The sequence below is a fragment of the Novosphingobium sp. SG707 genome (genome assembly GCF_012275515.1).
Taxonomy (GTDB): Bacteria; Pseudomonadota; Alphaproteobacteria; order Sphingomonadales; family Sphingomonadaceae; genus Novosphingobium.
In genome coordinates this window covers 96,764-121,048 of record NZ_JAAZQL010000009.1, presented here as the reverse complement: position 1 = coordinate 121,048, position 24,285 = coordinate 96,764, and the positions used below count along the sequence as shown (strand labels likewise).

The window sequence follows — 24,285 nt, the reverse complement described above, 5'->3', positions numbered from 1 at the left end:
GCTATCGCCCAAGCGCCCGCTTGGCAACCGCGCGCCCAGGATGTAGAGCGGCGCGCAATTCCTCATCCGTTTATCTGGAGACCGCCACGTGGCCGCCCAATATGCCTTCGTCATGAAGAACATGACGAAAACTTTCCCCGGCGCGCAAAAGCCGGTGCTGAACAACATCAGCCTGCAGTTCTATCAGGGCGCCAAGATCGGTATCGTCGGCCCCAACGGTGCGGGTAAGTCGACGCTGATCAAGGTGATGGCCGGTATCGACACCGACTATACCGGCGAGGCATGGGCGGGTGAAAACATCACCGTGGGCTATCTGGAGCAGGAGCCCCAGCTCGACAACAGCAAGACGGTGCTGGAAAACGTCAAGGACGGCGCGCGCGCAACGGCCGACATGGTCGAGCGGTTCAACCAGATCGGCATGGAAATGGCCGAGGAAGACGCCGATTTTGACGCGCTGGGCGCTGAAATGGCCGAGCTGCAGGACAAGATCGACGCCGTGGACGGCTGGACGCTGGACAACCAGCTTGAGATCGCCATGGAAGCGCTGCGCTGCCCCCCCGGCGACTGGGCCGTGGACAGCCTGTCGGGCGGTGAACGCCGCCGTATCGCGCTGACCCGCCTGCTGATCCAAAAGCCTGACATCCTGCTGCTCGACGAACCGACCAACCATCTGGACGCGGAATCGGTCGAATGGCTGGAAAACCATCTCAAGGAATATCACGGCGCGGTGCTGATGATCACCCACGACCGCTACTTCCTTGACAATGTGGTGGGCTGGATCCTCGAGCTCGACCGTGGAAAGTACTTCCCCTACGAGGGCAATTACTCGACCTATCTGGAAAAGAAGAGCCAGCGTCTGGCGCAGGAAGACCGCGAGGCCACCGGCCGCCAGAAGGCGATCAACGACGAATTGGAATGGATCCGCGCCGGCACCAAGGGCCGCCAGACCAAGTCCAAGGCCCGTATCAAGAAGTTCGAGGAACTGGTTGCCAGCCAGGAAAACCGTGGCCCCGGCAAGGCCCAGATCGTCATTCAGGTGCCCGAGCGCCTCGGAGGCAAGGTCATCGAGGCCAAGAACATCTCCAAGGCGTTTGGCGACAAGGTGCTGTTCAACGACCTGTCGTTCCTGCTGCCGCCGGGCGGCATTGTGGGCGTGATCGGGCCGAACGGCGCGGGCAAGTCCACGCTGTTCAAGATGATCACCGGTCAGGAACAGCCCGATTCCGGCACGATCGAAATCGGCTCCACCGTGCGTCTGGGCTATGTTGATCAGAGCCGCGACCACCTTGATCCGACCAAGAACGTTTGGGAAGAAATTTCCGACGGGCTGGATTATATGAAGGTCAACGGCTTCGACACCTCGACGCGCGCCTATGTCGGCGCCTTCAACTTCAAGGGTCAGGATCAGCAGAAGAACGTCGGCAAGCTGTCGGGCGGTGAACGCAACCGCGTCAACATCGCCAAGATGCTCAAGCGCGGCGGCAACGTGCTGCTGCTCGACGAACCGACCAACGACCTTGACGTGGAAACGCTGGCCGCTCTGGAAGAAGCCATCGAAAACTTCGCAGGCTGCGCCGTGGTCATCAGCCACGACCGCTTCTTCCTTGACCGTCTGGCCACGCATATCCTTGCCTTTGAAGGCAACGGCCATGTCGAATGGTTCGAAGGCAATTTTGAGGCCTATGAAGAAGACAAGCGCCGCCGCCTTGGCGATGCGGCCGACCGTGCGAGCGCCGGCGCCTACAAAAAGCTGACGCGTTAATCGCGGTTTTAGCGTATAAAGGGGGCGGCAGGCGCAAGGCTTGCCGCCCCTTTTTGTATGAACAAAGGCCAACGGCCCGGTTCAGAATGTGGACAGCGCCCCAAGCCTATACGGAAGATCACAGGAAGTGAACCGGCCGTGCGAAGGGAAGCATGGCGCCCGGCCAACGCTTCGACTGGGAGGTGGCTTATGAAGACGATCAACGGGCGGATGCGCCCTCTGGCCAATCTGGCGATGAGCCTGGCCCTGCTGTCGATCCCGGTGCAGGCGATGGCGCAAGACAATCATGGCGATCGCGGCGGTTGGCGCGGTGCGGAAGGTTCGGGCGGCGAACGCCGCGGCGGCGGCGCACCGATGCAGGGCCAACCCCAACGTCAGCCGCAAAGTCAGCCTCAGGGACAACCGGGCGGCTTTGGCGGCCACGGCGGCGGACAGCCATCGTGGGGCGGCGGCAACGCTGCTCCGGCGGCCCGTCCCGCTCCGCCAGCGCCCCCTGCCCCTGCGGCGCCGGGCGGCTGGAACGGCGGCAATCGCGGACCGGATCGCGGCGGCTGGAGCGGCGGCCCGGGCAATGTACAGCCTCAACGCAATGATGGGCCCCGTGGCGATATGCAGCGCGGTGATATGCAGCGCCGGGATGGTCCGCGCGGCAATGAGAACTGGCGCGGCGGCGGCAATGAAAGCTGGCGCGGCACGCCGGGCTGGCCCCAGAGCGGTGTCAATCGCGGGCCGCAAGGCTGGGATCGCGGACCGCAGGGCGCGTATAATCGCGGCCCGAACAACGGCCCCGGCTGGAACGGCAATCGCGGTCCGGGCAATCCGGGCATGAACGCCCCGCGCGGCGACTATCGCCGCTGGACACCGGACTGGCGCCGCGACAACCGCTACGACTGGCAGCGCTATCGCTCCAGCAACCGGATGGCGTTTCACATCGGGCGCTATAACCCGCCCTATCGCGGCTATGCCTATCGCCGGCTCAGCGTGGGTCTGTTCCTGCAGCCGCTGTTCTACAGCCAGAGCTATGTGATCTATGACCCCTACAACTATCGCTTGCCGGCGGTTTACGGGCCTTATCAGTGGGTGCGCTATTACGACGATGCGCTACTGGTAGATACGTATACCGGCGAGGTCGTCGATGTGCTCTACGATTTCTTCTGGTAAACAAAAGCCCAAAAGGGTCGCAACGGACAGGGCGGGGTTGATCCCCCGCCCTGTTCTGCTTCATATCGCAAACCCATGACCAAACCCGATCCCGCACCCGACCGTGACGCTCTGATCGCCCAGGGCGATGCCGTGCGCGCGCGGCTCGATGCCGACCCCTATGCCTATCGCGTTCCGCTGGACACGATGGACATGTATGCGATCACTGATTTCCTCTCGGCGGCCGAATGCCATCGCTTCATGACGCTGGTGGATGAAGTCGCGCGGCCCTCGGCCACGTTTGAACCGGGCAACCAGCAGGACTATCGCACCAGCTTTTCCGGCGATGTCGACCGGGCCAACCCCTTTGTCGCCATGATCGAGCGGCGGATCGACGACCTGATGGGCATCGATCCGGTCTGCGGCGAGGCGATACAGGGACAGCGCTATGCCGTGGGTCAGGAATATCGCGGCCATTGCGACTGGTTCCCGCCGCTCTCGGCCTATTTCCAGAAAGAGGTTCCCTGTGGCGGGCAGCGCAGTTGGACCGCGATGATCTACCTCAACGAACCCGACGAGGGCGGAGAGACCGACTTCATGCATGTCGGCGTCTGCGTTCAGCCGCGTCTGGGCATGTTGCTGGCGTGGAACAATGCCAACCGCAATGGCGAGGTCAACACTTACACCCAACATGCCGCCAAGCCCGTCACCAAGGGGCAGAAATATGTGATCACCAAATGGTATCGCACGCGGGAATGGTCGGCGCGGATGGCGGATGCGGAGTAAGGGTTTGAGGTTTGAAGGGTTTGCCTCCGGCGGGCAAAGGGACTCGGTCCCTTTGCAATCCCGTTAATGGGGTGATGGCTGGAAGACGGGTCTTGGTGCTGATGAAATTAAAGCCTGCGGCGCGATAGTGAGGCACCGCAGGCTTTAATTTGAGGCGCCGCGTCCGACACTCTTGGTCGAACCCCTTGCGCAACGCAGACATTAATGGGAGCGCGAGGGACTAGTCCCTCGCATAATTCCCTTAAACTTACCCCTCCAATGCCTCAGCAATCAGCTTGCGCGTATTCTCCACACCATAGAGCGCGATGAACGAGCCCATACGCGGCCCCTGCGAGCTGCCCAGCAGCGTCTCATAGAGCGCCTTGAACCAGTCGCGCAGGCTCTCGAAGCCGAAATGCGGGTCCTTGCCGATTTCATAGACGATGTTCTGCAGCAATTCGGCCGTGGCATCGTCGCTGGTCGCGGCCAGTTCCTCGTCCAGCGCGGTCAGAGCGGCGGCCTCGCCTTCCTCGGGCTTGCGGCGGTGCAGCGTGGGCGCGATAAAGTCGCGGTTATAGGCCAGCGCGCGCGTCACCAGCGCATCGAGCGCGGGATGGGCTTCGGGGCGGGCGTCCTCAACATAATTGGCAAGGTAAGACCAGACCTGATCGCGCGTGGCATGAGCGCCCAGCACGCCGACCAGATTGAGCAGCAGGCCAAAGCTGACGGGCAGCTTCTCGCCCTCGCCGCCCTGATAGCCATTGGTGCGCAGCAGGTGCCACACCGGATTGCCCAATTGCTGCTCGATCGGCTGCGTGCTCAGCTTCTCGCGGAACTGCCAATATTCGTCCACCGCGCGGCCAATAATGCCGGGGTGCAGGCTCTTGGCGCTCTTGGGATCTCGGAAGAGGTAGAAGCCCAGCGACTCCTCGCTGCCATAGGTCAGCCACTGCTCGATGGTCAGGCCGTTGCCCTTGGACTTGCTGATCTTCTCGCCCTTTTCGTCGAGGAAAAGTTCATAGATCAGCCCCTCCGGCTTCTGCCCGCCCAGCACGCGGGCGATCTTGCCCGATTGCGTCACCGAGTCGGTCAGATCCTTGCCGCACATTTCGTAATCGACGCCCAGCGCCACCCAGCGCATGGCCCAGTCGACCTTCCATTGCAGCTTGGACCGGCCACCGAACACCGTCTGCTCAACGATCTCGCCTTCATCCTCGAAACGGATCATGCCGGTTTCGGCATCGACCACCTCGATGGGAACCTGCAGTACCACCCCGCTCTTGGGGGAAACGGGCAGAATAGGCGAATAGGTCTTGCGGCGCTCCTCGCGCAGCGTGGGAAGCATGATGCCCATGATCTTGTCGTAGGCGCGCAGCACGCCGCGCAAGGCATCGTCAAACGCGCCCGAATTATAGCGGTCGCTGGCCGAAACGAACTCGTAGTCAAAACCGAACTGATCGAGGAATTCGCGCAGCATCGCATTGTTATGATGCGCAAAACTCTCATGCGTGCCGAAAGGATCGGGAATGCGGCTCAAGGGCTTGCCCAGATTGTCGGCCAGCACCTGTCCATTGGGCACATTGTCGGGCACCTTGCGCAAGCCATCCATGTCATCCGAAAACGCCACCAGACGGGTCGGCGCGCCGGTCAGCACCTCATAGGCGCGGCGCACCAGCGTGGTGCGCAACACTTCCTGAAACGTGCCGATATGCGGCAGGCCCGAGGGACCATAGCCCGTCTCGAACAGCACCGGCTCTCCGTTCGGTTTCCCGTTCGGATAGCGTTTCACGATCTTGCGGGCCTCCTCGAAAGGCCATGCTTTGGAAACCTGTGCGGCGGCAAGAAGTGCTTCGTCTGTCATAGTGCCACGCCTTTTGCCCAAGGGGGCCCAAATGGCAAGCGGGGAAACGCGCCCCTCGTAGGAACACGAATGGCGCCTTTGTATTTTTATCAGGCATGGATGGCAATCTGGCCCCCGCCAGTCTGCGAGCCTTGAGGTGCCTTCATGAACCTTCGTCGTCAGGAAACCGCCCCATCCCCCGCTGCCCGCCCGATGGACCCGCGCGACCGTTTGCGCCTTTATGGCCCGATCCGCCCGATGCAGCCCGCGCCAAGTCTGATCGAACGCATTTTGTTCTCCTGACGGGGTAAAACCGGCCTGCCATCCATTGCCAACCGGCCCGCGCCCCGGCATCAGTCGGGGCGATGGATGACGCCTCCCCCTTTCCTGGCCCTACCCTGCCTGTGCTGGACCTGCCCGCCCTGCATGCCAATCACAGCGGCTGCTGGCTGCGTATGCGGGGCGGCGCGACCAATGCGGTGGGCAAGGGCGAGGCGATTGTTACCGCCGCCGATACGCCGCTGCTGATCCTCAACGCGCCTTTGGTGGCCAGCCGGCTGGGCTATCCCGATCTGTCGGGGCTGGATCTGCTGGAGCTTTACGCCTTTGTGCATCCCGCGCGCTTTGTCGTGCCCACACCCAAGGGGTTGGCCCAGGCGCTGGGTCTGGCGCAGCCGACGGGCGATGCCGATGTTCCGCTGTTGCTGCAACAGGCCGCAGCCGCGCTGCTGGCCCATTGCGGCGCACCCGACTGGGCCGAGCGCGAGGGGGCGTGGACCGCGCTGCAGGGGCTGGCCAAGCTGCGCTGGGCATGGGCGCCGGTGCTGGCCACGGCGATTGAAAAGCCCGCCCGCGCCGAACGCTGGCTCTTTTCCCGCCTGCCCGAATGGGAGGAAACCGCCGAGCGCCCCCAGCCCGCGCAGGTCGATCTATTGCAGGCCGATGTGCTGAGCCAATTGGACCATATCACCGGCCATGGCAGCGAATCCCGCCCCGGCCAGCAGGATTACGCCGCCCGCGCCGCCCATATCTTTGCCCCCCGCACCGCGCGCGGCGCCCCCCATATGCTGTTGGCCGAGGCGGGCACGGGCACCGGCAAGACTTTGGGCTATCTGGCCCCCGCCTCGCTATGGGCTCATGCCAGCGGCGGGACGGTCTGGGTGTCCACCTATACCAAGGCGCTGCAGCGGCAATTGCGGCGCGAGGCGCGACGCGTCTGGAGCGATTCCAATCGCGTGGTGGTGCGCAAGGGGCGCGAGAATTACCTGTGTCTTTTGAACCTTGAGGATGCGCTGCAAGGCGGGTTTGGCGGGCGGGCGGCGATTCTGGCGCAACTGGTCGCGCGCTGGGCCGCCTATACGCAGGATGGGGATATGATCGGGGGCGATCTGCCGGGCTGGCTAGGGACGCTGTTCCGCCAGCGCGGGATCACTTCGCTGACCGACCGGCGCGGCGAATGTGTCTATGCCGGTTGCCCGCATTACCGCAAATGTTTCATCGAACGGTCCGCCCGCGCCAGCGCCGAGGCCGATCTGGTCATCGCCAATCACGCGCTGGTGATGGTGAACGCCGCGCGGGGCAAGGATGTCGCCCTGCGCCCCACCCGCATCGTCTTTGACGAAGGCCACCATGTGTTCGAGGCCGCCGACAGCACCTTTTCCGCCGACCTGACGGGCGCGGAGGCGATCGAATTGCGCCGATGGGTCATTGGCCCGGAAAAAGGATCAAAGGGCCGCCGCCGGGGCCTGTCCGCCCGCCTTGCCGATGTGGCCAGCTATGACGAAGCGGGCGCCCGCGCCATCGCCGCCGCGCGTGAGGCGGCCGAGGCACTGCCCGGCGATGGCTGGCTGCAACGCGTGGTCGAGGGCGAGCCGAGCGGCGAAATCGAGCAATTGCTGGCCGCCGTGCGCGCCACCACCTTTGCCCGCGACGAAAGCGGCGGGCAGGAGGCTGGCTATGGCGTGGAGACCGAGGCGGCCTCTTTGGATGGCCCATTTATCGAGGCCGCTCTGGCGGCAGGCGAGGCTCTGGCTGCCTTACGCAAACCTTTGATCCAATTAGGATTGCGGCTGGAGGCGATCATGGACGAGCCGCCCGACTGGCTGGATGGCCAAGGCCGCGCGCGGATCGAGGGTGCGCGCTCATCCCTGACATGGCGGGTCGATCTGATCGCCGCGTGGGAGGCTTTGCTGGCGCGTCTGTCGGGTCCGGTCGATCCGGGCTTTGTCGATTGGCTGGCGGTGGACCGGGCCGATGGGCGCGAATATGACATGGGCCTGCATCGCCGCTGGGTTGATCCGATGCAGCCCTTTGCCGCGACGGTTTTGAACGGCGCGCATGGTGTGATGATGACCAGCGCTACCCTGCGCGACCGGGCCGGGGACGCGGATTGGGATCAAAGCTGGGAAGGCGCGGTAGCACGTTCGGGCGCGCAGCATATCGAGGTCACGCCCGAAGTGGCGGCCTTTGAAAGCCCCTTCGACTATGCCAATCAGGCCGAGGTTTTAATCGTCACCGACATTCCGCGCGGCGATATTCCGGCGCTGGCCGGTGCCTATGGGCAGTTGATCGAGGCGAGCGGGGGCGGCGCGTTGGGCCTGTTCACGGCGATCCGGCGCTTGCGCGCGGTGCATGGGCGGATTGCCGACCGCATGGCGCGCAACGGCCTGCCGCTCTATGCCCAACATGTCGATCCCATCGACACCGGTACGCTGGTCGATATTTTCCGCGATGATCCCCATGCGTCTTTGCTGGGCACGGATGCGTTGCGCGACGGGGTGGACGTGCCGGGGGATTCATTGCGGCTGGTCATCATGGAGCAGGTGCCTTGGCCCAAGCCTTCGATCCTGCACCGCGCGCGCCGTCTGGCCCATCCGCAGGGCGGGCAGGCGCATGACGACCGCATCATCCGCGCGCGTCTGGCACAGGCCTTTGGCCGGTTGATCCGGGGGCGCGGCGACCGGGGACATTTCGTTGTCCTGTCCGCCGCTTTCCCCTCGCGCCTGCTCACCGCCTTTCCCGCCGGAACGCCGGTTGTGCGCTGTACGCTTGCAGAGGCTTTACAAAGGCTGCGCGCCCATGCTTCAGGCGGAACTTCACCTTTATCGCAGGCCGAGTCTTCGGCCCAGAGTCGAAATGATTGCCAGAATGGTTGATGTCCGATGAAAACGCTGGGCCTGTTGCGTCACGCCAAATCCGATTGGGGCGATGCGCGCGCCCGCGATTTCGACCGCCCGCTCAACGCGCGCGGGCGCAAAGGCGCGCCGCTGATGGGCAAGCATATTGACGAATATTGTGCCGAGCGGGGCCTGCGCTGGGATCGCATTCTGGCCTCGCCGGCCGTGCGCGCCGCCGAAACCATCGAGCTTGGCGCGCAGGGGGCCGGTTATGGCCATGCGCTGCCGGTGAACTGGGACCGACGGATCTATCTCGCCTCATCGGCCTCGCTGCTTGATGTGCTGCGCGATCAGGATGACGCGGTCGAATCAGTGCTGCTGGTCGGGCATAATCCGGGGCTGGAGGATCTGATCTTCGACCTCGTGCCGGATGACGGCTCGTCGCCCCTGCGCGATGTGGTTGAGCAGAAATTCCCCACCGCCGCCTTTGCGGTGATAGAGGTGGATGTGACCAGCTGGAAGGATATCGAGGAAGGGCAGGCGCGCCTTGTCCATCTGATGCGCCCGCGCGATCTTGATCCCGCGCTGGGGCCGGAAAGACTGTAGCTTTTTACGCCAGCGCGCGGGCCAGTTGCGCGCGCAAAGCGATCAGATCTGCCACCAATTGCGGATCCCCGGTTGGCGCAGGCGCGACCGGCTCGGGCGCCAGTTCCATTTTGTCACGCGATTGCAGCCACTTTTTTGCCCCGCGCAAAGTGAACCCCTCCCGATGGACCAACCGGTCGATCACGGCGAGCAATTCGACATCTTCGGGACGATAAAGGCGCCGCCCTCCAGCACGCTTGACCGGGCGCAGCATCGGGAATTGCTCTTCCCAATAGCGCAGGACGTGCGGCTGGATCGACAGCGCCTTGGAAACTTCACCAATCGTGCGGAATGCGTCAGGCGCCTTATCCGTCATGCCAGCCACACTCCGCCGATCATTCTATCGCGCGCGTTAATTCGCGACGCGATCTTTCAGCATCTGGCTGGCGCGGAAGGTCAGCACGCGGCGCGGCGTGATCGGCACTTCGACGCCGGTCTTGGGATTGCGGCCCACGCGCTCGCTCTTGTCGCGCAGCAGGAAAGTGCCAAAGCCTGAGATCTTGACGTTCTCGCCTTCGGCCAGAGAGTCTGAGACGAGATCGAGGATCGATTCCACCATGTTGAGGGAATCGGCCCGCGACAGGCCCAGTTTGCGGTTGATGGCTTCGGCCAGATCAGCTCTTGTCAGTGTAGACATAGATCGCACTACTACCCCCTCCAAAGGCCTCTTGTGGGCACCCCTCGCCGCACAAGATAGCAAATATCGCGGGTAATACAATGCTATCCCGCGTCGAATTCGACGCAATATAAGCAAAACTGAAAGAAAGGGTTTAGACCCGGATCAGGCTTGCGCCCCACGTAAATCCACCGCCCATCGCCTCCAGCATGACCAGCTGGCCCGGCTGGATCCGGCCGTCGCGGATCGCGCAATCCAGCGCCAGCGGCACCGAGGCAGCCGAGGTGTTGGCGTGATCCTGCACCGTCACCACAACCTTTTCAGCCGGCATGTGGAGCTTCTTGGCGGTGGCCTCCAGAATGCGGGCATTGGCCTGATGCGGCACCAGCCAGTCGATATCCTGCGGCGTAAACCCTGTTTCTTCAAGCACTTCGCCAAGGACCGTGGCCAGATTGACCACGGCATGACGGAACACTTCGCGACCCTTCATGCGCAGCTTGCCCACATCCCCCGTGGTCGAAACACCGCCATCGACGAAGAGCAACTGGTTATGCGAGCCATCGGCATGAAGCTTGGTGGCCAGAATGCCCGGAGCATTGGCGTCATCGCTTTCACGCGCCTCCAGCACCACCGCGCCCGCGCCGTCGCCGAACAGAACGCACGTCGTGCGGTCTTCCCAATCGAGGATACGGCTGAAAGTTTCCGCGCCGATCACCAGCGCACGACGCGCCTGACCACAGCGCAGCATCGAATCGGCCACGCCCATCGCGTAGAGGAAGCCAGAGCAGACCGCCGCCACGTCAAAGGCGATTCCGCCATTGGCACCAATCGCATGCTGCACGATCGTGGCCGTCGCCGGAAAGGTCTGGTCCGGGGTCGCCGTGGCCAGAATGATGAGGTCTATGTCCTTGCCATCAACCCCGGCTGCCTCAAGCGCCTGACGCGCCGCCGCCGTAGCCAGCGAAGAAGTCGTTTCCCCCTCGCCCGCCAGATAGCGTTGGCGGATGCCGGTGCGCTCAACGATCCATTCGTCGCTGGTGTCCACCTTTTCGGCCAGCTCCGCATTGGGAACCACCCGCGTGGGCAGCGCGCTGCCCGTACCGATCAGAACCGAACGACGCATCATCCCTGGCCAGCCTCAGCCGTAACCTTGTGGGGCGCGCGCAGCGTCTCGGTGCCGAGCCTTGCCAGGTCGGCCTTGATCCGTTCGGTCAGATTTTCCTCCAGCAGCCGTTGGGTCACCCCAACCGCATTCGCCACCCCCAGCGCATTCGCGCTGCCATGGCTTTTGACGACAACCCCGTTCAGGCCGAGAAACACGGCGCCATTATGATTATTGGGGTCGAGATGATGTTTGAGCAGATCTGTCGCCGGGCGTGAGATCAGGAAGCCGATCTTCGAACGCAGCGAGGACGAGAAGGAGCGGCGCAGCAGATCGCCCACAAAACGGGCGGTGCCTTCAATCGCCTTGAGCGCGATATTGCCGGAAAAGCCGTCGGTCACAACGACATCGACCTCGCCGCGACAGATCTTGTCCGCCTCGGTAAAGCCATCGAAGGTCATCGAGAGATCACCGGCCCGCTCCTTGAGCAAGGCGGCGGCATCACGCAGTTCCTCGGTGCCCTTGTTGTCTTCGGTGCCGATATTGAGCAGGCGGACGCGCGGCTCGGGCTGGCTGTTGACGATCCGCGCATAGGCCGCGCCCATGATCGCGAATTGCACCAGATTGCGCGCATCACATTCCGTGTTGGCGCCCAGATCGAGCATGACGACATCGCTGGGCTGATACGTGGGCATGATCGCGGCCAGAGCCGGACGGTCGATGCCGGGTATCGTGCGCAGGGCAAGCTTGGCGATCGCCATCAGCGCGCCGGTGTTGCCCGCGCTCAGGGCCGCGCCTGCCGAACCATCCTTGACGGCATGGATAGCCATGCCCATCGATGTGGTCCGCGCGCGGCGCAGAGCCTGACTTGGCTTCTCCTCCCCACTGATGACATCATCAGCGTGGAGGATCTCTACCAACGGACGCAGAGCCGCATGACGGTCCAGCGTCCGCTCAATCCTCGATTGGTCGCCCACGAGGAGGAAGCGCACCTGCGGATAACGGTCCGCCGCCAGGGCCGCGCCAGCGACCATGACTTGCACACCTTCATCCCCGCCCATCGCGTCGATTGCGATACGCGGAAAATTCATGATGCAACTACCCCTTCACAGGCCCCAACCGGGGGCCGGACATTAGAGACCGACAGCGATGATCTCACGACCATTGTAATGGCCGCAAGACGGGCAGAGGTTGTGCGGGCGCTTCAGTTCGCCGCAGTTCGAGCACTCGTGGAAAGCTTCGACCTTCAGCGCATCATGGCTGCGACGCATACCGCGACGGCTGGGGGAAGTTTTTCTCTTAGGGACAGCCATTTCGGCACCTATTCCTGAAAAATACGAATTAGACGACAAAAGCCGCCAGACATGCGTTGCCGCATAGGCGGATGCGAAGCGGCGCCTATACCGGATTTCTCGTGCGTTGCAAGTCGCTGATGGCTACGGCGCCCATGAAAGATCGCAAGGGAGTTACAAATATGAACCTGCTCGGCCTCACGCCGGTGCTTTTGCCCACAACTCTGTGCCTTTGCGCGGCGGCGGCCGTCATCAATTTCTGGCTTGGGGTGCGCATCGGGCGCCTGCGCATGGCTCGAAAGATCGAAATGGGCGATGGCAACGACCCGCTTTTGTATGCCCGCATGCGTGCCCAATCGAACTTTATCGAAAACACGCCCATCACCCTGATTCTCGTTGCCGTGGTCGAACTGGCGGGCAAGGGCGGCTGGTGGCTGCCGGTGGCGGGCGCGGTGTTCATGGCCGGGCGCGTAATGCATGCCTTTGGCATGGACGGAAATTTCAAGCCCGGCCGCCCGTTCGGCACAGCCAGCGCCTATCTGGTGCAACTGGCCCTTGCCGTGGTGGCGGTGCTGACGGCGGTTCGCGTGATCTGAACCGCCGCCTGCCCATGATTAAACGATGTCATCCATAGATGCTGCCGACAAAGGGGTTGGTCAGCATCTCATGGCCGAATGTGCTGCATGGCCCATGGCCGGGGACAAAAGTGATGTCCTTGCCCAAGGGCCACAGCTTTTTGGTAATCGAATCGATCAGTTGCTGATGATTGCCGCGCGGGAAATCGGTGCGCCCGATGCTGCCCTGAAACAAAACATCGCCCACGATGGCCAGACGCGAAGGCTCGTGAAAAAACACCACATGGCCCGGCGTATGGCCTGGACAGTGGATCACCTGAAACACCAGTTCGCCCACCGTGACCGTATCGCCATCGACCAGCCAGCGGTCGGGCTCAAAACTTTTGCCCGCCAATCCCATCCGCATATTAGGATTGTCCAGCCCCTCGATCCAGAAGCGGTCATCCTCATGCGGCCCTTCGATGGGCAGCCCCAGATCCTGCGCCAGCACGCCCGCCAGCCCGCAGTGATCCATATGCCCATGCGTCACCAGCAGCTTTTCAAGGGTCACGCCACGCGCCGCAACCTCGGCCTTCAGCTTGTCCAGATCGCCGCCCGGATCGATCAGCGCCCCGCGCATGGTTTTCGTACACCACACCAGCGAGCAATTCTGCTGGAACGCGGTGACGGGGATGAGGTGGATGCGCAGCGGCGGTTCTCCGCTTGCACGCGTGTCAGTAGGTTTGCTTTCAGCCATGACGGAAATCCTAGGGCCAGTCGGCCGCGAAGGCCAGTAGAGATAGGCGCAGGCTTCGCTATATATACTCTATCGACTTAGTAAGGATTACCCGATGCGCCTTCTCCTCGCCGCCGCCGCGCTTGTTGCCGCCCCCGCCATGGCCGCCCCCGCCCCGCGCCTGCCCGAAGCCAGCTTTGCCGCCCTGCCCCAACCGCTGCCCCTGCCCTATGACGAGGCCGCCGATGCGCACAAGGATGTGGCCGCCGCAATCGCCCGCGCGAAAAAGGCGCATAAGCTGGTGATCGTCGATCTGGGCGGCAATTGGTGCGCCGACTGCCGCATTCTGGCCGCCACCATGGCTCTGCCCAGCCTGAACCCCTGGCTGAAGAAGCACTATGAACTGGTGACGGTCGATGTGGGCCGCTACACCAAGAATCTCGACATTGGCGCCACCTATGGCGTGACGCGGCCCAAGGGCGTGCCTGCATTATTCGTGGTCGATCCGCGCACCAACAAGCTGCTCAACCCCACCACCTCGGTGACGGCGCTCTCGGATGCACGCTCGATGACGCCTCAGGCGCTGGCCGACTGGCTGGCGCAATGGACCAGGTAAAAGAGGCTGGCGGGCGGTTTCAGAGCCGCCCGCCCTTCCACACCACACGGCCGATCACGGCCACGTCCTCGGGCGCCAGATCAATCGGATCATAGGCCGGATTGTCGCTTTTCAGCCGCACCCGCCCCGGATGCCCCATATCGATTCGCTTGACCAGCACATGGTCTCCCACGCGCACCACATGGATGCCATCGCGCAGGGCGCGGCGTGAGCGGTCGACCAGAATTTCATCGCCGTCATTGAGCACGGGATGCATCGAATCCCCGGCCACCGCGATCGTCGTCAGATCGGCCGAATTCAATCCCATGCTCCGCAGCCAGTCCTGCGAAAAGCGCAGCGCGCCAAAGGGCTGCTCGCCCCCGGCCGTCGCCCCCGGCCCGGCCGATGCATCAAGCGCAAGGCGCGGAACATCAACCCAATGCGCTCGCACAGGTTTTCCTATAGGGGCGACAGATTTTTCCTCCATCCCGCCCAGCCGTGATTCGTCCACGCCAAAGAACTGAGCCAGTTTCCGCCGGTCCCTCTCCTCCAGCCTGCGCGGACTTCTTTTCTTAACAAACTGCTGTAAATAGCTGGGATTACGCCCAATTAGTGACGACAGAGCCGCCAGGCTGACCCCTCGCTCGGTGGATAGAGCCATCAAAGTGGTTCGGGCATTTTCCTGTTCCATGTCCAAACTCTTAGCATAGGAAATTTCCTAGACAAGAGGGCGGAATAATGAGAACAAATGGACAACAGATTTGCCGAATCGGACGAATCACCAACGGAGTAAAGGGGGGTTTCATGCTGTTGCGAATGATTGAGGATTTCCTGCGCCGGACGGGCATGCCGTGGACCAAGTTCGGGCGCATTGTCGCCCATGATCCGCGCCTTGTCGGCGACATGCGCAATGGGCGAAGCCCGCGTCCCGATCTGGCCAATCGTATTGAAATTTATATCAACACCTATTCGGAGATGCCTCATGCGCTTTGATTTTCGCACCAGCAACGACATTGATGCCCAGCGCGTCGCCCTTTTCAGCCCCGCCGCCCGCCTGAACCCCGGCAAGGGCGTTGGCGCCCCCCGCGCCCGTGTCCGCCACCCTTCGGTGCAATTGCTCGATGCGGTGATGCGTCTGGCGGGCGAATATGGCGAACTGATTTCGCATGGCGAACGCCCTTGGGCCAGCGCCACTTTCCACGGGACGCGCCATACGATCACACTGCTTTTCAACGGCAAGGAGGGCGCGGCGGGGGCCGATGAATTCATCGCCGCCCTGCCCGAGCATGAATTCACCATCCGGGGGCAACTGGTCGCCGACGCGGTGGTGTCCGAAGTCACGCATGTGACACTGCCCACCGAACGGATGGTGGTGGAAGCCGAATTGCTGATGCTGGCGGACGACTGACGCGCAATTTAACAGCGCAACTCTCCGGCGGGCAAGGGGCGTGGCGCCCCTTGCATAGCCATCAGATCAAGCAGTTTTGACAATAAAACAAAGCCGATAGAACAAAGACTGCGGCGCTTCAGCCCAGCTTCCATTCCCATCCCAACGGGTCGCCATCCATTGCCTCCACGCCGCGCGCGGCCAGTTCATCACGCAAAGCGTCGGAACGGGCAAAATCCTTCTCCACCCGCGCTTCCTTGCGCTGGGTCAGCACCGCTTCGATCTCTCCCTCGGTGATCGTCGCGGATTTGGGCCGCAGCCGCAGATCGGCCCGCTCCAGCCCCAGCAGATTGAGGCCCAACACATTGTCCATCGCCGTGATCGCGCCCATCTTTTCCACCGCGGGCACCTTCTTCATCGATGCCACCTCTTCCAGCAGCGTCAGGGCTACCGAAGTGTTGAGATCATCGCTGATCGCGGCATCGAAACGCTCCATCAAGGGCGCGATCTTCTGACCCCAACCGCCGATCGCGGCATAACCGGCGTCCGCGCATTGCGCCTTCACCTGCGCCGTGGCCATCAACAGGCGCTTCAGCCGCACCAGCGCGGCGCCCAAGCCTTCCCAGCTAAACTCCAGTTCGCTGCGATAATGCGCCTGAAGGCACATCAGGCGATAGGCCAGCGGGTGATAGCCCCGGTCGATCAGCAATTGCAGGCGCAGAAACTCGCCCGAGGATTTCGACATTTTCCCGCTGCGCTCGACCAGGAAATTGTTGTGCATCCAGAACTGCGCGCCCGAATGAGACGCCACATCCAGCGAACCACACCCGCACACCGCCTGATTCTGCGCAATTTCATTGGGATGGTGGATTTCGCGATGGTCAATCCCGCCGGTGTGGATGTCGAACGGAAAGCCCAGTACCTTGCCGCTCATGACCGAGCATTCCAGATGCCAGCCCGGCGCGCCGCGGCCCCACGGACTGTCCCATTCCATCTGGCGCGTCTCGCCCTCGGGCGTCTTGCGCCAGATGGCGAAGTCGGCGGCATTGCGCTTGCCGTCCACCTTTTCGATCCGGCCCTCGCCCTCCTCGGTATGGGCGCGGGCAAGGCGGCCGTAGTCGGCCACGGTCGACACGTCGAAATAGAGCCCGCTTTCCAGCTCATAGCAATGGGCGGTCGCGATTTTCTTCGCAAATTCAATCATCTGCGGCACGTAATCGGTGGCGATGGTCCATTGCGCGGGCTGACGGATATTCAGCGCGCGCACGTCGGCCCAATAGGCCTGCTTGTAATGCTCGGCGATGTCCCAGATCGAGCGGGCCTCTTTCGCGGCCATCTTCTCCATCTTGTCCTCGCCTGCATCGGCATCATCGGTCAGATGGCCCACATCGGTGATGTTGATCACATGGGTCAGCCTCAGCCCCTTGAACGAGAGCGTCCGGCCCAGAATATCGGCAAAGACATAGGCGCGCATATTGCCGATATGGGGATAATTATAAACCGTCGGCCCGCAGGAATAGACCCTCGCCTCGCCCGGATGAACGGGGGTGAAGGTTTCCATCTGGCGGGTCAGGCTGTTGAACAGCTTGAGAGGATTCTGCTCGGTCATAACCGGGGGCGTATGCGCGCGCTCCGGCAAAGGTCAAGAGGGCGCGGGCGTGCGTAAAGCCACCCGCGCCATTTTCATTAATGCGCGGCAGCCGGCGTGGTGACGGTAACCCCGGCAAGCGTGGCGATCTCTTCAGGCTTGAGAACACCTTCGCCATAGGACTTGGGATCGGACAGCGAGAGCTTCTTGTTGCCTCGAAAATCGGCTTCTTTGGCGGGGAACAGGTCGGGCCGCCCGGCCATGATCCCCATCTTGATCCGACAGCCGACATACTGAACCTCGTCGGCTTCCAGCTCCAATGTCACCTGATCCTTCGCTTCGCTGGACACCGAAAAGCTGTGCTTGCCTGGCTCGGCGGCATAGACGAAATAGCGCCCAACGCCCATCGAGCTGATCTTCTTGTCATTTTCCGACACCGCACAGCTGATGGCCGCGCCGAAGATCGAAGCGCTGCGATAGAACACAACCAGGCCCTTGCCCTTAGGAGCGGGAGGCACCACCATCATCAATTCAGGCGGGGTGTCGTAGGCCATTGCCGGAACGGACAGGCCACCGACAGCAACGGCGGCAAAAATGGCCAGGTGTTTTAAACGCATCAAAATCCACTCCCTTTGTGAAACGTTGTTGGGCCGGGCCGAATTCAGGGCTCGACTGAAAAATCAGCCGCCAACTTGGCCTCGGCATAGGTGCCGGAGGGCACAACCACTTCCTTGCCCTTCATGAACCAGCCGAGCATGGCGGCAACCGGAACCGTTGCTGCCGACGCGATCATTATGCGATTGACGTCCTTGATCGAACTTTTCCCGTTTTCCGACAAATGCATCGAACGCAGGCGCACCTGATGCCCATTTACATCCAGCCAACGCGCGGCAAGGATCAGTTCGCCCGGCCCGCCGCTCATGCTCGACTTCTTCGCATGGACCACCTCACCCTCGCCGGTGGCCCCTGCCGGAATGATGGTCTTGCCGTCCAGCAGAACGGGATCGACAAGGCGAATAGGGAAATGGGCATCGGGCTTGGAAATGGCGCTTCCCTGCGCCTCAAGGATCTCGATACGTACAGGCGTAAGCGCAGGGACAACGCGAGGCGTGGCCTGTACTGGACCGGACGACGCATCCTGCGCGAAAAGAATACCGGAAGGAAGCGCAAGACAGCACACTGCCAAGCGCAAAAATGCCCTAGTCATGAAATGATAACCCCCAGATTGTTGGAGGCTATCGCCCAATCTCATCTTTGGCAATTAGCAAAAATGCAGATCAGGCATCCTCGAACAGGCCCGCCAATTGTTCGATCATCGTGCCGCCCAGTTGCTCGACATCCATGATCGTCACCGCGCGGCGATAATACCGCGTGACATCATGGCCGATGCCGATGGCCACCAGTTGCACCGGCGATTTATTCTCGATCCAGCCGATCACGCGGCGCAGGTGGCCTTCGAGATAGCCCGCCGCATTGACCGAAAGCGTGCTGTCATCGACCGGCGCGCCGTCCGAAATCACCATCAGGATTCGCCGATCCTCGGGCCGCGAGAGCAGGCGGTCATGCGCCCATTTCAGCGCCTCCCCGTCGATATTCTCTTTGAGCAGCCCCTCACGCATCATCAGGCCAAGATTCTTGCGCGCGCGGCGCCAAGGCTCATCAGCCTTTTTGTAAACAATGTGGCGCAAGTCGTTTAGACGGCCCGGATGGGCTGGCTTGCCCGCCGCCAGCCACGCCTCACGCGATTGCCCGCCCTTCCACGCGCGTGTGGTAAAGCCGAGGATCTCGGTCTTCACCCCGCAGCGCTCCAGCGTGCGCGCCAAAACGTCGGCGGAAATGGCGGCGATGGAGATCGGCCGCCCGCGCATCGACCCCGAATTGTCGATCAGCAGCGTGACGATCGTGTCCTTGAACTCGACATCGCGCTCGACCTTATAGCTAAGCGAAGAACCGGGCGCGACGACGATGCGCGACAGGCGCGCAGCATCGAGAATGCCCTCTTCCTGATCGAAGTCCCAACTGCGGTTCTGCTGCGCCATCAGGCGCCGCTGAAGCCGGTTGGCAAGCCGCGTGACAATGCCCTGCAAGCCCTTCAACTGCGCATCCAGATAGGTGCGCAGGCGGGTCAGTTCATCATCGTCGCACAGGTCATGCGCGGCGACCACTTCGTCATATTTCTCGGAAAAGACCTTGTAATCAAAGTCATTGGGCAATTCGGTCCAGGGGCGGTTCGGACGGGTGGGCAGCATGCCCTCCTCGCTGTCCTCGCCCTCGTCGTCCATCTCGCCCTGATCTTCGATCTCGCTCTGCTGGTCGCTGTCGCCCTGCTCGTCGCCCTGGCTGCGGTCGGCGGCCATTTCGACGGGCTGTTGCTCCTGGCCCGGCTGATCCTCGTCCTGCTGCTCTTCCTTGTCCTGCTCAGCCTCTTCGTTGTCCTCATCCTCGCCGGGCTCGTCCACGGCTTCGGGTTGGGTCAATTCCAGATGGCGCAGCATGTCCAGAGCAAGGCTTTGAAAAGCCTTCTGATCGCCTAGCTTGTCGGCCAGCGCGGCAATATCGCCGCCCGCCTTTTCCTCGATAAAGGCGCGGCGCATTTCGACACCGCCCTTCGCCATTTCCGGGATCGGCTGACCGGTCAGCTTCTCACGCAGGATCAGCGCCAGCGCGGTATGCATCGGCACCTGCTCTGCGCGTTCGGCGCGGGCGATGGCGTCTGTTGCCATCCGCATATCCAGCGCCGCGCCCAGATTTTCGCGCATTCCGGCATAGTCATTGGCCCCGAGCGCCTCAAAGCGCACGGTCTCGACCGCATCATAGGCGGCGCGGGCCACCGGTTCCTGAGGCGCATTCTTGCGGTGAAGCACCTCATTGTGGTGCTTCAATCGCAGCGCATAGGAATCGGCGAAACCGCGCGCCTCCATGGCGGCTGCGCGCGGGATGCCCCGCCCCGGCATCGGGACACGAAAGGTCGTGCCCGTCTGGCTCGGGTTATCGGGGCTCCAGTTCACCTCAATGTCGCCCCGCTCGGCAATTGCCCGCGAAGCGCCGGTCAGCGCAGCCTTGAAGCGGTCGAGAGGAGTGTCCTCGGCCAATGTCTATCCCTTGATTCTATTAGAGGCTTTGGCCCGTCTTGGCCCAGTCCGCCATGAAGCCTTCAATGCCCTTGTCCGTCAAGACATGCTTGACCAGACCCTTGATGACGGCCGGCGGTGCGGTCATCACATCGGCGCCGATGCGCGCGCATTCCAGCACATGCACACCGTGACGGATCGAGGCCGCCAGAATTTCGGTGGCATAGTTGTAGTTGTCATAGATCAGACGAATGTCGCGGATCAGTTCGAGGCCATCAAAGCCATTGTCGTCATGACGGCCGATGAAGGGCGAGATGAACGAAGCGCCCGCCTTGGCGGCCAGCAGCGCCTGATTGGCCGAGAAGCACAGGGTCACGTTGACCTTGGTGCCGTCGCCCGTCAGCGCCTTGCAGGTCTTGAGGCCGTCGATGGTCAGCGGAACCTTGATGCAGACATTGTCGGCGATCTTGCGCAGGATTTCGGCTTCGCGCATCATGCCTTCGTGGTCGAGAGCGATGACTTCGGCCGAAACCGGGCCATCGACGATGCCGCAGATTTCCTTGGTGACTTCAAGGAAATCACGGCCCGACTTGGCGATCAGCGAAGGGTTGGTGGTCACGCCGTCAAGCAGGCCCGTGGCGGCCAGTTCCTTGATGTCGTTGATTTCTGCGGTGTCGACGAAAAACTTCATGGGTGGTCCCCTGATTGGCGCGCGCCCACGGAGGGTGCGATTCTGTAAAGCGGCTGAGGACCGCCTATAGGCAGGTGCGGCGCGATACCCAACCCCCTTTACTGGCCTTGCGGTTCCTATGCACCCGCCCCATAGGGAAGCCATGACCCGCGCCCGCCTGCTTGTGATGAATTCCGCCCTGCCGGTGCTGGATTACCGCGTACCCCATGGCATGGAGGTCGAACACGGCAGCGTGGTGATCGCCCCACTGGGGCCGCGTCAGGTGATGGGCATCGTGTGGGAGGCCGACCGCCTGCCCGGTGAGGAAGTGGGCGACAATCGCCTGCGCCCCCTGCTCTCGGTGCTGCCGGTGCCGCCTTTGCCCGCGCCCTTGCGGCGGCTGATCGAATGGACGGCGGATTATTATTGCGCCTCGCTGGCCTCGGTGGCGCGTATGGCGCTGTCCTCAACTGCTGCGCTTCAGGGCGGGCGGATGATGACGGAATATCGGTTAAAACCCGATGCCGAACCGCCAAAGCGTTTAACGCCCCAACGCGCCGCCGCGCTGGAGGCTTTGCAAGGCGCGCAGGGCACTTTGCGCGAACTGGCCGAGGCGGCTGGTGTGACCGAGGGCGTGCTGCGCGGCATGGTCAATGGCGGGATGATGGAAACGGTGCGGGTCGATCTCGACCGGCCCTATCCGCCCGCCGATCCTGAATTTGATGTGCCCGATCTGTCGGATGGGCAACAGGAGGCCGCCGATCAGGTGGTCGATGCGGTGCGCGGCGGATTGTTCGCACCGTTCCTGCTCGACGGCGTGACCGGATCGGGCAAGACCGAAACCTATTTCGAAGCCGTAGCCGAGGCGATCCGGCTGGGGCGGCAGGTGTTGGTTATGCTGCCTGAAATCGCGCTGACGCAGAATTTCCTGCGCCGTTTTGAGGCGCGCTTCGGGGTGGAGCCGGTGCTGTGGCACTCCAGCCTCAAATCCGCCGAACGTCGCAGGGCATGGCGCGCGATTGCCGGGGGTCAGGCGCAGGTGGTGGTGGGCGCGCGTTCGGCGCTGTTTCTGCCCTTTCCGCGTCTCGGCCTGATCGTGGTGGATGAGGCCCATGAGGTCTCGTTCAAGCAGGATGATGGCGTGCGTTATAATGCGCGCGACGTGGCGGTGATTCGCGCAAGGTTTGAGAAGATCCCCGTTGTGCTGGCCTCGGCCACGCCTGCGCTCGAAAGCCTGACGCTGGCCGAGGCGGGCGTATACAAGCGGATCATCTTGCCCGACCGTTTCGGCGGGGCGCAATTGCCCGATATTCAGATCGTCAATCTGATCCAGCATCCGCCCGAACGGAACCACTGGATTTCCCCGCCTCTGGTCAAAAAGCTGGTGGAGCGGCTTGAGAAGGGCGAGCAATCGCTGCTCTTCCTCAACCGGCGCGGTTATGCGCCTTTGACGCTGTGCCGGGCATGCGGCCATCGGTTTCAATGCGATACGTGCAGCGCGTGGCTGGTCGAACACCGCCTCTCGCGCCGCCTCGCGTGTCACCATTGCGGACAGGAGCAGCCGATGCCCACCGCCTGCCCCGAATGCGGCGAGGCGGATTGCCTTGTCGCCTGCGGGCCGGGGGTGGAACGCATTGCCGATGAGGTGGCGCAGATCCTGCCCGAGGCCCGCGTGGCGTTGGTGACGTCGGACACGATGAATACGCCAGATAAGGTGGCCGAATTTGTGGCGGCGGCCGAGAACAAGATGATCGACGTGATCGTCGGCACGCAATTGGTCACCAAAGGCTATCATTTTCCCGACCTGACGCTGGTGGGGGTGATCGACGCCGATCTTGGCCTTGAGGGCGGCGATCTGCGCGCAGGCGAGAGGTCCTATCAGCAGATCGCGCAGGTGGCCGGGCGCGCCGGGCGCGGCGAAAAGCCGGGTGAGGTGTTGATCCAGACCCGCCATCCCACTGCCCCGGTGATCGCCGCCTTGGCGGCTGGCGACCGCGATGCCTTCTATGAGGCCGAGGCGGAAGGGCGCCGCCATGCGGGCGCGCCGCCCTTTGGCCGCTGGGCCGCGATCATCGTGTCGAGCGAAGAGGAATCCGAAGCCAAGGAGGCCGCCCGCGCGATTGGCGGCACGCGGCCCAACCTGCCCGATGTGGCGATCCTCGGCCCTGCGCCCGCGCCTTTGTCCTTGCTGCGCGGACGTTATCGCTATCGGTTGCTGGTCAATGCCAAACGCAGCGCGGAATTACAGAAGGTGCTGCGCGAATGGCTGGGCGCGCTCAAATTCCCGCAAGGGGTGCGCGTCAGCATCGACATCGACCCTTATTCTTTTGTGTAAACCCCTTCCCGGGCCAACAACTCCTTCTTCACCCCCTCGCCCCAGGCATAGCCGCCCAGCGCGCCATCGCCCCGGATGACCCGATGGCAAGGGATCAGCACCGCGACGCGATTGGCCCCATTGGCGCTGCCCGCGGCACGGCAGGCGGCAGGGCGACCGATCGCGGCGGCCAGTTCCGCATAGGAGCGCGTCTCGCCCGCCGGGATCTGGCGCAGGGCGGCCCAGACGGCCTCCTGAAAGGCGGTGCCGCGCACATCGAGCGGAATGTCCGAAACCTCGCCGGGCGTCTCCACGGCGCTTAAAACCCGCGCAAAAAGGGTTTTGAACGCCTCGTCGCCCTCCACCAGTTCGGCCTTGGGAAACAGCGTGCGCAGATCCTCCACCCCCACGCCAAAGGCCAGACGGCAGATCCCGCGATCCGTGGCCGCCACCAGCATTGCGCCCAAAGTGGTGGGCATCACCGCCCAGTGAATGGTGACACCCTCGCCACCCTTGGCCCATGCCGACGGGGTCATGCCCATGCGCTCCTTTGCATTGCGATAGAAAGTGGATGGTCCGCCAAAGCCCGAGGCATAGATCGCATCGGTGACGGATTGCTGCCCCAGCACCTGTCCCGCGCGCTCGATCCGGCGGGCGCGGGCATAGGCGGCGGGCGAGAGGCCGGTGGCCCGTTTGAAGATTCGCTGGAAATGCGACGGGCTATATCCGGTCGCCTCGGCAAGATCGGTTAAAGAGGGCGCATCATCGCCCATCATGCGCAGCGCGGCCTCGACCGCCGCCGCGTCGCGCCCCGCCTCATCCGGGCGACAGCGCAGGCATGGGCGAAAACCATCGGCGCGCGCCGCATCGCCATCGGCAAAGAATCGGACATGACCGCGCAAGGGCCGCCGCGCCGGACAGGACGGGCGGCAATAGATGCCCGTGGTCGCAACCGCGAAAACGAAGCGGCCATCGGCGCCCTTGTCGCGCGCCACCACGTTTTCCCAAAAAACTTCTGTTTGATCGTTGCCCATGGAAAACTGCCTAGCACAGGTGCGCAGGCGATACTTCCCACCCCTTGCGATCAAAGTT

General features: G+C 62.9%; 25 protein-coding genes. 11 read left to right on the top strand and 14 right to left on the bottom strand.

Annotation, left to right across the window (positions count from 1 at the left end):
- The first annotated feature begins 88 nt into the window (after positions 1-88).
- The 3 genes from ettA to FHW92_RS21060 all read left to right on the top strand — a co-directional run bounded on the left by ettA (position 89) and on the right by FHW92_RS21060 (position 3,688).
- Positions 89-1,762: an energy-dependent translational throttle protein EttA gene (ettA, locus tag FHW92_RS21070; RefSeq protein ID WP_168605247.1), complete on the top strand. Its 1,674-nt coding sequence runs from the start codon at positions 89-91 to the stop codon at positions 1,760-1,762.
- A gap of 189 nt (positions 1,763-1,951) precedes the next feature.
- The gene (locus FHW92_RS21065) at positions 1,952-2,923 is read left to right on the top strand and encodes an RcnB family protein (protein ID WP_246870329.1); all 972 of its coding nucleotides are present in this window, start codon (positions 1,952-1,954) and stop codon (positions 2,921-2,923) included.
- A gap of 75 nt (positions 2,924-2,998) precedes the next feature.
- Positions 2,999-3,688 carry a 2OG-Fe(II) oxygenase gene (locus FHW92_RS21060; protein WP_168605246.1) on the top strand — a complete coding sequence of 230 codons (690 nt, stop codon included), beginning with the start codon at positions 2,999-3,001 and terminating at the stop codon, positions 3,686-3,688.
- A 247-nt stretch (positions 3,689-3,935) separates the two neighbouring features.
- Here FHW92_RS21060 and FHW92_RS21055 read toward each other — a convergent pair whose 3' ends face one another.
- The gene (locus FHW92_RS21055) at positions 3,936-5,528 is read right to left on the bottom strand and encodes a lysine--tRNA ligase (protein WP_168605245.1); all 1,593 of its coding nucleotides are present in this window, start codon (positions 5,526-5,528) and stop codon (positions 3,936-3,938) included.
- A gap of 144 nt (positions 5,529-5,672) precedes the next feature.
- On the opposite strand from FHW92_RS21055, the gene FHW92_RS21050 reads away from it, so the two are divergent.
- The 3 genes from FHW92_RS21050 (at position 5,673) to FHW92_RS21040 (ending at position 9,229) form a co-directional block, all read left to right on the top strand.
- Complete coding sequence (locus FHW92_RS21050; protein WP_168605244.1) at positions 5,673-5,810, top strand: hypothetical protein; 138 nt, start codon at positions 5,673-5,675, stop codon at positions 5,808-5,810.
- 62 nt (positions 5,811-5,872) lie between these two features.
- A complete protein-coding gene (locus FHW92_RS21045; RefSeq protein ID WP_172249365.1) occupies positions 5,873-8,662 on the top strand; it encodes an ATP-dependent DNA helicase in 2,790 nt (929 codons plus the stop codon).
- A 6-nt stretch (positions 8,663-8,668) separates the two neighbouring features.
- A complete protein-coding gene (locus FHW92_RS21040) occupies positions 8,669-9,229 on the top strand; it encodes a histidine phosphatase family protein (protein WP_168605243.1) in 561 nt (186 codons plus the stop codon).
- A gap of 4 nt (positions 9,230-9,233) precedes the next feature.
- Here the strand turns inward: FHW92_RS21040 and FHW92_RS21035 are convergent, their stop codons facing one another.
- From FHW92_RS21035 to rpmF, 5 genes are all read right to left on the bottom strand, one after another.
- On the bottom strand, positions 9,234-9,584 hold the full coding sequence (locus FHW92_RS21035) for a MerR family transcriptional regulator (protein ID WP_168605242.1): 351 nt from the start codon (positions 9,582-9,584) through the stop codon (positions 9,234-9,236).
- A 36-nt stretch (positions 9,585-9,620) separates the two neighbouring features.
- Entirely contained in the window at positions 9,621-9,905 is a 285-nt protein-coding gene (locus FHW92_RS21030; RefSeq protein WP_168605241.1) for an integration host factor subunit alpha, read from the bottom strand.
- A 133-nt stretch (positions 9,906-10,038) separates the two neighbouring features.
- The gene (locus FHW92_RS21025; protein WP_168605240.1) at positions 10,039-11,010 is read right to left on the bottom strand and encodes a beta-ketoacyl-ACP synthase III; all 972 of its coding nucleotides are present in this window, start codon (positions 11,008-11,010) and stop codon (positions 10,039-10,041) included.
- Positions 11,007-12,077, bottom strand: a complete 1,071-nt coding sequence (gene plsX / locus FHW92_RS21020) for a phosphate acyltransferase PlsX (protein WP_168605239.1) — start codon at positions 12,075-12,077, stop codon at positions 11,007-11,009. Before plsX ends, FHW92_RS21025 begins: the two co-directional genes overlap by 4 nt.
- Positions 12,078-12,119: 42 nt before the next feature.
- Entirely contained in the window at positions 12,120-12,299 is a 180-nt protein-coding gene (gene rpmF / locus FHW92_RS21015) for a 50S ribosomal protein L32 (RefSeq protein ID WP_127707171.1), read from the bottom strand.
- A 161-nt stretch (positions 12,300-12,460) separates the two neighbouring features.
- Between rpmF and FHW92_RS21010 the strand changes: the two genes are divergently transcribed.
- A complete protein-coding gene (locus FHW92_RS21010) occupies positions 12,461-12,874 on the top strand; it encodes an MAPEG family protein (protein WP_210428624.1) in 414 nt (137 codons plus the stop codon).
- A gap of 28 nt (positions 12,875-12,902) precedes the next feature.
- On the opposite strand, the gene FHW92_RS21005 is transcribed toward FHW92_RS21010, so the two are convergent.
- Positions 12,903-13,589 (bottom strand): MBL fold metallo-hydrolase, encoded by a 687-nt coding sequence (locus tag FHW92_RS21005; RefSeq protein WP_282599813.1) that lies wholly within the window; start codon positions 13,587-13,589, stop codon positions 12,903-12,905.
- Positions 13,590-13,683: 94 nt separating this feature from the next.
- Between FHW92_RS21005 and FHW92_RS21000 the strand changes: the two genes are divergently transcribed.
- Entirely contained in the window at positions 13,684-14,184 is a 501-nt protein-coding gene (locus FHW92_RS21000; protein WP_168605238.1) for a thioredoxin family protein, read from the top strand.
- Between the two features lie 19 nt (positions 14,185-14,203).
- Here the strand turns inward: FHW92_RS21000 and FHW92_RS26270 are convergent, their stop codons facing one another.
- On the bottom strand, positions 14,204-14,614 hold the full coding sequence (locus FHW92_RS26270; protein WP_349237729.1) for a S24 family peptidase: 411 nt from the start codon (positions 14,612-14,614) through the stop codon (positions 14,204-14,206).
- Between the two features lie 353 nt (positions 14,615-14,967).
- Here FHW92_RS26270 and FHW92_RS20990 point away from each other — a divergent pair, with 353 nt between their 5' ends.
- Both FHW92_RS20990 and FHW92_RS20985 read left to right on the top strand, forming a co-directional pair.
- Positions 14,968-15,156, top strand: a complete 189-nt coding sequence (locus FHW92_RS20990; protein WP_168605236.1) for a hypothetical protein — start codon at positions 14,968-14,970, stop codon at positions 15,154-15,156.
- Positions 15,146-15,571: a hypothetical protein gene (locus FHW92_RS20985; RefSeq protein WP_246870328.1), complete on the top strand. Its 426-nt coding sequence runs from the start codon at positions 15,146-15,148 to the stop codon at positions 15,569-15,571. The genes FHW92_RS20990 and FHW92_RS20985 overlap by 11 nt, the downstream gene beginning before the upstream one ends.
- A gap of 118 nt (positions 15,572-15,689) precedes the next feature.
- On the opposite strand, the gene cysS is transcribed toward FHW92_RS20985, so the two are convergent.
- The 5 genes from cysS to fsa all read right to left on the bottom strand — a co-directional run bounded on the left by cysS (position 15,690) and on the right by fsa (position 20,900).
- The gene (gene cysS, locus FHW92_RS20980; RefSeq protein ID WP_168605235.1) at positions 15,690-17,159 is read right to left on the bottom strand and encodes a cysteine--tRNA ligase; all 1,470 of its coding nucleotides are present in this window, start codon (positions 17,157-17,159) and stop codon (positions 15,690-15,692) included.
- A 77-nt stretch (positions 17,160-17,236) separates the two neighbouring features.
- Positions 17,237-17,755 (bottom strand): DUF2846 domain-containing protein, encoded by a 519-nt coding sequence (locus FHW92_RS20975; protein ID WP_168605234.1) that lies wholly within the window; start codon positions 17,753-17,755, stop codon positions 17,237-17,239.
- A gap of 44 nt (positions 17,756-17,799) precedes the next feature.
- Entirely contained in the window at positions 17,800-18,390 is a 591-nt protein-coding gene (locus tag FHW92_RS20970; RefSeq protein ID WP_168605233.1) for a hypothetical protein, read from the bottom strand.
- Between the two features lie 25 nt (positions 18,391-18,415).
- Complete coding sequence (gene cobT / locus FHW92_RS20965; RefSeq protein WP_168605232.1) at positions 18,416-20,230, bottom strand: cobaltochelatase subunit CobT; 1,815 nt, start codon at positions 20,228-20,230, stop codon at positions 18,416-18,418.
- A gap of 19 nt (positions 20,231-20,249) precedes the next feature.
- A complete protein-coding gene (fsa, locus tag FHW92_RS20960) occupies positions 20,250-20,900 on the bottom strand; it encodes a fructose-6-phosphate aldolase (protein ID WP_168605231.1) in 651 nt (216 codons plus the stop codon).
- A gap of 142 nt (positions 20,901-21,042) precedes the next feature.
- Between fsa and FHW92_RS20955 the strand changes: the two genes are divergently transcribed.
- The gene (locus tag FHW92_RS20955) at positions 21,043-23,214 is read left to right on the top strand and encodes a primosomal protein N' (protein ID WP_168605230.1); all 2,172 of its coding nucleotides are present in this window, start codon (positions 21,043-21,045) and stop codon (positions 23,212-23,214) included.
- On the opposite strand, the gene ada is transcribed toward FHW92_RS20955, so the two are convergent.
- Positions 23,199-24,227 carry a bifunctional DNA-binding transcriptional regulator/O6-methylguanine-DNA methyltransferase Ada gene (ada, locus tag FHW92_RS20950; protein WP_168605229.1) on the bottom strand — a complete coding sequence of 343 codons (1,029 nt, stop codon included), beginning with the start codon at positions 24,225-24,227 and terminating at the stop codon, positions 23,199-23,201. The genes FHW92_RS20955 and ada overlap by 16 nt on opposite strands.
- Positions 24,228-24,285 lie beyond the last annotated feature (58 nt).